Raw genomic sequence first — 8423 nt, 5'->3', positions numbered from 1 at the left:
AGCGTGATTTCTTCATTGTTAGCTCTCCGTATTGGCGTAGTGTACGCCGGAGAACTCTAAATGTGGATGCCGCTATTTTAGGGGAGGTTTACAGTTCAATGAACCACTATAGTAATGACTATGTTGCACCGTTCATACCAGTGAACAAGGGACATAAAAAAACCCCGCCTGGGCGGGGTCAACGAAGCAACTGCGTGGTGGATCATGATAGGAAAATCCACCACACGCTTTGGTTACTCCAATCAGAGCTCTTTACGATTGATCCTTAAAACGTATCGCCTGGGATACGAACGAAACCTTCCATAACGACACGGGCGCTGCGACTCATGACCGCTTTCTTCGCAGTCCAGTCGCCATTCTCTTTCTCTTCTGCCGCTGCACCGACGCGCAGGGTACCGGACGGGTGACCGAAGGTTACCGCTTCACGTTCGCCGCCACCAGCTGCCAGGTTCACCAGCGTGCCTGGCACTGCCGCTGCAGTTGCGATCGCTACGGATGCGGTGCCCATCATGGCGTGGTGCAGTTTGCCCATGGACAGAGCACGTACACACACGTCGATATCATCAGCAGAGATCTGCTTGCCGCTGGATGCTTCGTAGTTGGTTGCCGGTGCAACGAAGGCGATCTTAGGCGTGTGCTGACGCGCAACCGCTTCATCGATGTTCTGGATCAGGCCCATTTTCACTGCGCCGTGGGCACGAACGTGTTCGAACCATGCCAACACATCGGCATCGCCGTTGATGTCTTTCTGCAACTCGGTACCGGTGTAACCGATATCAGCCGCGTTCACGAAGATGGTTGGGATACCGGCATTGATCATGGTGGCCTTGTAGGTTGCCGCTGGCTTGTCACCAAAGGCTGGCACTTCCAGTTCGTCAACCAGGTTACCGGTTGGGAACATGGAGCCTTCGCCATCAGCCGGGTCCATAAACTCAATCACGACTTCCGCCGCAGGGAAGGTTACGCCGTCCAGTTCGAAGTCACCGGTTTCCTGTACTTCACCGTTGGTGATCGGTACGTGGGCGATAATGGTCTTTTTGATGTTTTTCTGCCAAATACGTACAGTGCAGATGCCATTTTCAGGGATGCGCTCAGGATCTACCAGACCACCGGAGATCGCGAATGCGCCTACCGCTGCAGTCAGGTTACCGCAGTTACCGGACCAATCGACAAACGCTTTGTTGATTGCTACCTGACCGAACAGGTAGTCCACATCGTGGTCTGGCACAGTGCTTTTATCCAGGATGACGGTTTTGGAGGTACTGGAGGTCGCACCACCCATGCCATCGATCTGCTGACCGTATGGATCAGGGCTGCCGATCACACGCATCAGAATCTTGTCGCGTGCTTCACCCGGCTCCTGCGCCGCTGCTGGCAGGTCCTGACGACGGAAGAAAACACCTTTACTGGTGCCACCACGGATGTAAGTAGCAGGGATCTTAATCTGAGGTACGTGTGCCATGGGATCTTGTCCTGTTTCGTAAGTTTGGTTCTGCCAGGCCTTCGCTGGCCTGTGTGGTGCTATACGCTGCGCTATTGCACCCTACTCTTTGAAGGTGAAAACCCTTAACTGCGATCACGCATTACGTGATGGTAGTTAAACGCTCTCGGGAGAGATGACGGGCACCCTGTTCCGGTGCCCGTCAGACTAGCGGCTAAGCCTTACGCTTCGCTCGCCAGGAAGTCTTTCGCGAAACGCTGCAGTACACCGCCCGCTTTGTAGACATTCACTTCGGCCGCAGTATCCAGACGACAGGTTACAGGTACTTCAACCTTCTCGCCGTTGGCACGGTTGATGATCAGAGTCAGGTCACAACGTGGGGAGATGTCGCCCACGATGTCGAATGTCTCTGTACCGTCGATGCCGTAGGTGTTACGGGTATCACCAGCCTTGAACTCAACCGGCAGTACACCCATACCTACCAGGTTGGTACGGTGGATACGTTCGAAACCTTCAGCAACGATGGTTTCAACACCTGCCAGACGTACACCTTTCGCAGCCCAGTCACGGGAGGAACCCTGACCGTAGTCAGCACCTGCTACGATGATCAGGTTCTGCTTACGCTCCATGTAGGTTTCGATCGCTTCCCACATGCGGCTTTCGGTGCCTTCCGGCTCGATACGTGCCAGGGAACCCTGCTTCACTTCACCATTTTCGTCACGGCACATTTCGTTCAGCAGTTTAGGGTTCGCGAAAGTCGCACGCTGAGCAGTCAGGTGGTCACCACGATGCGTTGCGTAAGAGTTGAAGTCCTCTTCCGGCAGACCCATCTTCGCGCAGTACTCACCTGCCGCACTGGACGCCTGAATTGCGTTGGATGGAGACAGGTGGTCGGTGGTGATGTTGTCACCCAGTACCGCCAGTGGACGCATACCTTTCATGGTACGTTCGCCTGCCAGTGCACCTTCCCAGTAAGGAGGACGACGGATGTAGGTAGACATTGGACGCCAGTCGTACAGCGGGCTTTCAGCGCGCTCTACGTCGCCCAGATCGAACATTGGGATGTAGATCTGGTTGAACTGTTCAGGCTTAACCGCCTTCGCTACGATTGCGTCGATCTCTTCATCGGATGGCCACAGATCTTTCAGAGTGATCTCTTTGCCATCAACCACAGCCAGTACGTCGTTTTCGATATCGAAACGTACAGTACCTGCGATCGCGTAAGCCACTACCAGCGGAGGAGATGCCAGGAATGCCTGCTTAGCGTGTGGGTGAATACGGCCGTCGAAGTTACGGTTACCGGACAGTACAGCAGTCGCGTACAGGTCGCGTTCAACCACTTCTTTCTCGATTACCGGATCCAGTGCACCGGACATACCGTTACAAGTCGTACATGCGTATGCAACGATACCGAAGCCCAGTTTTTCCAGTTCAGGCAGCAGGCCCGCTTCTTCCAGGTACAGTTTTGCAACTTTAGAACCCGGTGCGAAGGAGGTCTTAACCCAAGGCTTACGAACCAGACCCAGCTCGTTCGCTTTCTTAGCAACCAGACCTGCAGCAACAACGTTGCGTGGGTTGGAGGTGTTGGTACAGGAGGTGATCGCCGCGATGATTACCGCGCCATCGGGCATCAGGCCTTCAGCTTCTTCAGCTTTGGCTGCCGCCAGCATCTCTTCACCTGCGATGCCACGCTCAGTCAGCGCAGTGGTTGGCAGACGACGGTGCGGGTTGGAAGGACCCGCCATGTTACGAACAACGGTAGACAGATCGAATTCCAGCACGCGCTCGTATTCAGCGTTTTCCAGATCGTCAGCCCACAGGCCGGTCTCTTTCGCGTACTGCTCTACCAGTGCAACCTGCTCTGGCTCACGACCGGTCAGCTTCAGGTAGTCGATGGTCTGTTCGTCGATGTAGAACATACCGGCAGACGCACCGTACTCAGGCGTCATGTTGGACAGGGTCGCACGGTCACCGATAGACAGGGTCTTCGCACCCGGGCCGAAGAATTCCAGGTATGCAGAAACGACTTTCTCGTTACGCAGGAACTCAGTCATCGCCAGTGCGATATCGGTTGCAGTGATGCCCGGCTGACGTTCGCCAACAATCTTAACGCCTACGATGTCCGGCAGACGCATCATGGATGGCAGACCCAGCATGACGGTTTCTGCTTCCAGACCACCCACACCGATCGCAATTACACCCAGTGCATCAACGTGTGGCGTGTGGGAGTCGGTACCGACACAGGTATCCGGGTAAGCAACGCCGTCGCGGTTCTGGATCACCGGAGACATCTTCTCCAGGTTGATCTGGTGCATGATGCCGTTACCGGCCGGGATAACGTCTACGTTATCAAACGCAGTTTTACACCAGTCGATGAAGTGGAAACGGTCGTCGTTACGACGGTCTTCGATCGCGCGGTTCTTTTCGAACGCATCCGGATCGAAACCCGGTGCTTCTACAGCCAGGGAGTGGTCAACGATCAGCTGCGTAGGCACAACCGGGTTTACCTTGGATGGGTCCCCCCCCTGATCGGCAATCGCGTCACGCAGACCTGCCAGGTCTACCAATGCGGTCTGGCCCAGGATGTCATGGCACACTACACGTGCCGGGTACCATGGGAAGTCCAGGGTACGCTGACGGTTGATCAGCTGTTTCAGGGAGTCGGTCAGCGCTTCAGGCTCACAGCGGCGAACCAGCTGCTCAGCCAGTACACGGGAGGTGTACGGCAGCTTAGCGTAGGAGCCCGGCTCGATCGCTTCGACCGCCTCACGCGTGTCGAAGTAGTCGACCTGAGTGCCGGCTAATTGTTTGCGGTATGCAGTGTTCATAACTTAACCCACGAGAGAATTGTGTTCAGGGATGAAAACCGGACGCAGGCGAAACTGGACGTCCCGTTTCCTGATATGTGTTCTTGTGGAGGTGCGGCCTGGATAAACAAACCACACCTCTGAGGCTAGCGGCGTTGCGCCTTAACCTTATGGACGATCTTCAATCGCTACCCACTCTGCAGACTCAGGACCGGTGTAGTCAGCAGATGGACGGATGATGCGGTTGTTGGCCCGCTGCTCCATAACGTGAGCAGTCCAGCCAGCTACGCGGGAACATACAAAGATCGGGGTAAACAGCTTGGTTGGGATACCCATGAAGTTGTATGCAGATGCGTGGAAGAAGTCTGCGTTACAGAACAGTTTCTTCTCGCGCCACATAACCGCTTCTACACGCTCGGAAACTGCGTACAGGTACTCGTCACCCACCTGCTCAGACAGTTTTTTGGACCACTGCTTGATGATCGCGTTACGTGGGTCAGACTCGCGGTAGATTGCGTGACCGAAGCCCATGATCTTGTCTTTGCGTGCCAGCATACCCATGATCGCATCTTCAGCTTCGTCAGCAGAACGCCAGTTCTGGATCATGTCCATTGCGGCTTCGTTCGCACCACCGTGCAGTGGACCACGCAGGGAACCGATCGCACCGGTCACACAGCTGTGAATATCAGACAGGGTGGACGCACATACACGTGCAGTGAAGGTGGATGCGTTGAACTCGTGCTCAGCGTACAGGATCAGGGACGCGTGCATTACCTGAACGTGCAGAGGCTCAGGTTTCTTGTTGTGCAGGGTCCACAGGAACTGTTCCGCGATGGAGTCAGCGTCAGTTTCAACCTCAACGCGGATACCGTTGTGGGTGAAGTTGTACCAATAGTTGATCAGACCCGGGAAGATCGCCAGCATACGGTCGATGTGATCGTGCTGCTCGGAGAAATCTTTCTCCTCTTCCAGGTTACCCAGCATGGAGCAACCAGTACGCATAACGTCCATTGGATGAGCATCGGCAGGAATCTGTTCCAGAACCACTTTCAGTGCGTCCGGCAGTGCCCGCATACCTTTCAGCTTCGCTTTGTACGCGTCCAGTTCAGCTTGGTTAGGCAGTTTGCCGTACAGCAGCAGGTAAGCTACTTCTTCGAACTGCGCCTTGTCAGCCAGTTCTTTGATGTCGTAACCACGATAGGTCAGGCCAGCACCGGTTTTACCAACAGTACAAAGTGCAGTTTCACCAGCGGATTGACCACGCAGGCCTGCGCCGCCTAGTTTCTTCTCAGCCATGTTGTGCTCCTTAGATCAGGGCGGGCTCTTTCGGCCCGCTTCATACGTTATTATTCGGACTACCTGGAAATGCTTACTTGTTCTTACCTTCTGCGAACAGCGCGTCCAGCTTCTGCTCGAAGTCGTGGTAGTTCAAGAAATCGTACAGTTCCATACGGGTCTGCATGGTGTCGACAACCGCTTTCTGGTCACCGTCTTTCAGAATGTGCTCATACACGTTCAGCGCCGCTTTGTTGGCTGCACGGAAAGCAGACAGTGGGTACAGCACCATGGTTGCGCCGTTTTCAGCCAGCTCAGCCTTGTTGAACAGTGGCGTCGCGCCGAACTCAGTGATGTTCGCCAGCAGGTGACCGCCGTTGATACCATCAGAGAAAGCTTTGTAGTCTTCCAGCGTATGAACCGCTTCGGCGAAGATACCGTCAGCACCCGCTTCCAGACATGCCTGCGCACGATCAACCGCCGCATTCAGGCCTTCCATCTGGAACGCATCTGTACGCGCAATGATGAAGAAGTCGTCGTCGGTTTTTGCGTCAGCTGCAGCCTTTACGCGATCAACCATCTCTTCCAGGGATACGATCTCTTTGTTTGGACGGTGACCACAACGCTTCTGTGCAACCTGGTCTTCCAGGTGAACGGCAGCCGCGCCTGCTTTGATCATCTCTTTAACGGTACGTGCAATGTTGAACGCACCACCCCAACCGGTGTCGATGTCGACCAGCAGCGGCGTTTCAACAGCGCTGGTGATGCGGCTAACGTCTGCCAGCACATCGTTCATGGAGGTCATACCCAGATCCGGCAGGCCGTAAGAGTGGTTAGCAACGCCGCCGCCAGACAGGTAGATAGCCTGGTGACCAACGCGCTCAGCCATCATTGCGTGGTATGCGTTGGTGGTACCTACGATCTGCAGAGGCTGGGTCTCAGCCAGTGCTTTGCGGAAACGTCCGCCTGCGGTCAGTTTTTCAGCCATGATTATCCCCGTTGGTTTCTGTTGAAGCGTTTAGTTTGCCTTCGATGTTCTTGCGTGCAGCGCCAATGTGGCGACGCATCAGCATCTCTGCCAGTTCAGGATCACGCGACTCGATTGCGTCGACAATCTGGCGGTGTTCCTTCAATGCACGTTTTGGTCGAGAGCTGGAAACGCTGAATTTGTATCGGTACATACGAACCAGGTGATACAGCTCACCGCCCAACACCTCCAGCAGCTTTTCGTTCTTGCTGCCTTTAACGATGCGGTGGTGGAAATCCAGATCACCCTCTTTCTGGAAATAGGAACGTCCGTCCAGTTCGGCCACATTGCGTTCATGCTCATCGAGCAGCTGACGCAGTGCGTCGATCTCATCCTGAGGCATATGTTCTGCCGCCAGGCGGCACGCCATACCTTCAAGTGCTTCGCGAACGTGATAGATCTCTATCAGTTCCTTTGCCGACAAATTGACAACACGCGCACCTACATGAGGTTTGCGCTCCACCAGTCGATACCCTTCCAGGCGACGAATCGCTTCGCGCAGCGGACCACGGCTAATCCCGTAGGTTCGCGCCAGTTCCGGCTCACTGATTTTGTAACCCGGAGGAATGTCACCCTTCACGATGGCATCAACGATCTTTTCGCAAACGCGATCCGCTAATGTGCGTGATTCTGGCTCAAACGGAGTAACTACTGCTTTATCTGTCATAACAACCCTTTTCAGATTGAAGATTGTCGACAATCTTGATGTAAGTTAACGATAGCTGCCTAAAAATTGGCCGTCAACTCAATTTTGCCGAAAAAGTGTCAACACTATACAAAAGTCTAGAGGATTTTCAGGGCCTGAAGCGGTGCAGGAAGCACCGCCAGATTATTTCCCGAGAAAACGATCCATTTCGCTGTTCATAATCCGCGCAATCTGGCGCGGCTTCTGGTAAGGCAGGGAGTGATCGGTCCCGGGCATCATGAAGTAGTGCCAGTTCGGCAGGCGCTCGGCCAGCTCTTTCTGGTACTCGTGCATCAGCTCTACACTGTTGCCGCCAATAAAGCTGGTGACATCCCCCTGCGCCGCCACCAGTGCGTCGCGATCGATCTCATTGATGGCACGGGTGACGCAATCCAGCGCATTGGCAAACCCTTCCGGGCGGGCACCCAGTCGGTTGATGGTCAGTTCTTCCACCTGTGGAGAGACTCGGCGATTAGGCGAAATCGCATCCAGAAAACCAACAACGCCGGAGCGTACGTCGTCATTGCGCAATTGCACGGCAGCGTCGGAGTAACGCTGGCGTAGCTCAACCGTACTCTGCCAGCAGGCGCGGTCAAGCACGGCCGATTCCAGCAGGAACTGCTTACCCACACGGTCGCTGTGCTGCTGCTTAAATAGCAGAGACACCAGACCACCCATAGAGTATCCGCCGAGATCAAAAGCCCACCAGCCCAGGTGGTCCACCAATGCGTTCATATCCGCGACCAGCGCCTGTACGTCGTAGGCATATTCCTTGCCATCCGGATAATGGGTATCACCCATACCACGCTGATCCGGCACCAATACCTCGCCCCAATGGGCCAGAAAGGCCACGATCGCTTCCCAGGTATCTACACCCGCCACACCGGCGCCGTGCAGCAATACCAGCTTGCGTTTGCTGTCGATATCCGGGTTCTTATATAGACGGTAGGTGATGATCTGGTCGGCGAGTCTTAACTCACGGGTGGTTTGGGTGAACGGGTGGTTCATGCGTGTGAATTCCTGAAAGACCTGAGTAGAACAATGTAGAATTGCTGACAATCTTACCCTAATACATAGTGGACTAAATAAGCCGATGCGAAATAACGACTTATTAATCAAAAACAGCGTCGCACCACGACTCGATTTGTCCTCGACACCCCGTTACAATGCGCGTTTACTCCATCCATA

At 54.6% G+C, this 8423-nt stretch carries 6 protein-coding genes; all 6 read right to left on the bottom strand.

The features are described from left to right. Positions 1-265: 265 nt before the first annotated feature. The 6 genes from prpF to QKW35_RS17170 all read right to left on the bottom strand — a co-directional run bounded on the left by prpF (position 266) and on the right by QKW35_RS17170 (position 8243). Positions 266-1462, bottom strand: a complete 1197-nt coding sequence (prpF, locus tag QKW35_RS17195) for a 2-methylaconitate cis-trans isomerase PrpF (protein ID WP_282355137.1) — start codon at positions 1460-1462, stop codon at positions 266-268. Positions 1463-1662: 200 nt separating this feature from the next. Beyond that, the gene (acnD, locus tag QKW35_RS17190; RefSeq protein WP_282355134.1) at positions 1663-4269 is read right to left on the bottom strand and encodes a Fe/S-dependent 2-methylisocitrate dehydratase AcnD; all 2607 of its coding nucleotides are present in this window, start codon (positions 4267-4269) and stop codon (positions 1663-1665) included. Positions 4270-4416: 147 nt separating this feature from the next. Further along, the gene (gene prpC, locus QKW35_RS17185) at positions 4417-5544 is read right to left on the bottom strand and encodes a bifunctional 2-methylcitrate synthase/citrate synthase (protein WP_282355132.1); all 1128 of its coding nucleotides are present in this window, start codon (positions 5542-5544) and stop codon (positions 4417-4419) included. A gap of 73 nt (positions 5545-5617) precedes the next feature. Continuing rightward, positions 5618-6511 carry a methylisocitrate lyase gene (gene prpB, locus QKW35_RS17180; RefSeq protein ID WP_282355130.1) on the bottom strand — a complete coding sequence of 298 codons (894 nt, stop codon included), beginning with the start codon at positions 6509-6511 and terminating at the stop codon, positions 5618-5620. After that, entirely contained in the window at positions 6504-7217 is a 714-nt protein-coding gene (locus tag QKW35_RS17175; protein WP_282355127.1) for a GntR family transcriptional regulator, read from the bottom strand. The genes prpB and QKW35_RS17175 overlap by 8 nt, the downstream gene beginning before the upstream one ends. Positions 7218-7379: 162 nt before the next feature. After that, positions 7380-8243 (bottom strand): alpha/beta fold hydrolase, encoded by an 864-nt coding sequence (locus tag QKW35_RS17170; RefSeq protein ID WP_282355125.1) that lies wholly within the window; start codon positions 8241-8243, stop codon positions 7380-7382. Between the last annotated feature and the right edge of the window lie 180 nt (positions 8244-8423).

Origin of the sequence: Pontibacterium granulatum (genome assembly GCF_029961155.1) — a bacterium.
Taxonomy (GTDB): Bacteria; Pseudomonadota; Gammaproteobacteria; order Pseudomonadales; family Balneatricaceae; genus Pontibacterium; species Pontibacterium granulatum.
The sequence above is the reverse complement of the archived record's forward strand: the minus strand, read 5'-3'. Positions and strand labels throughout refer to the sequence as shown.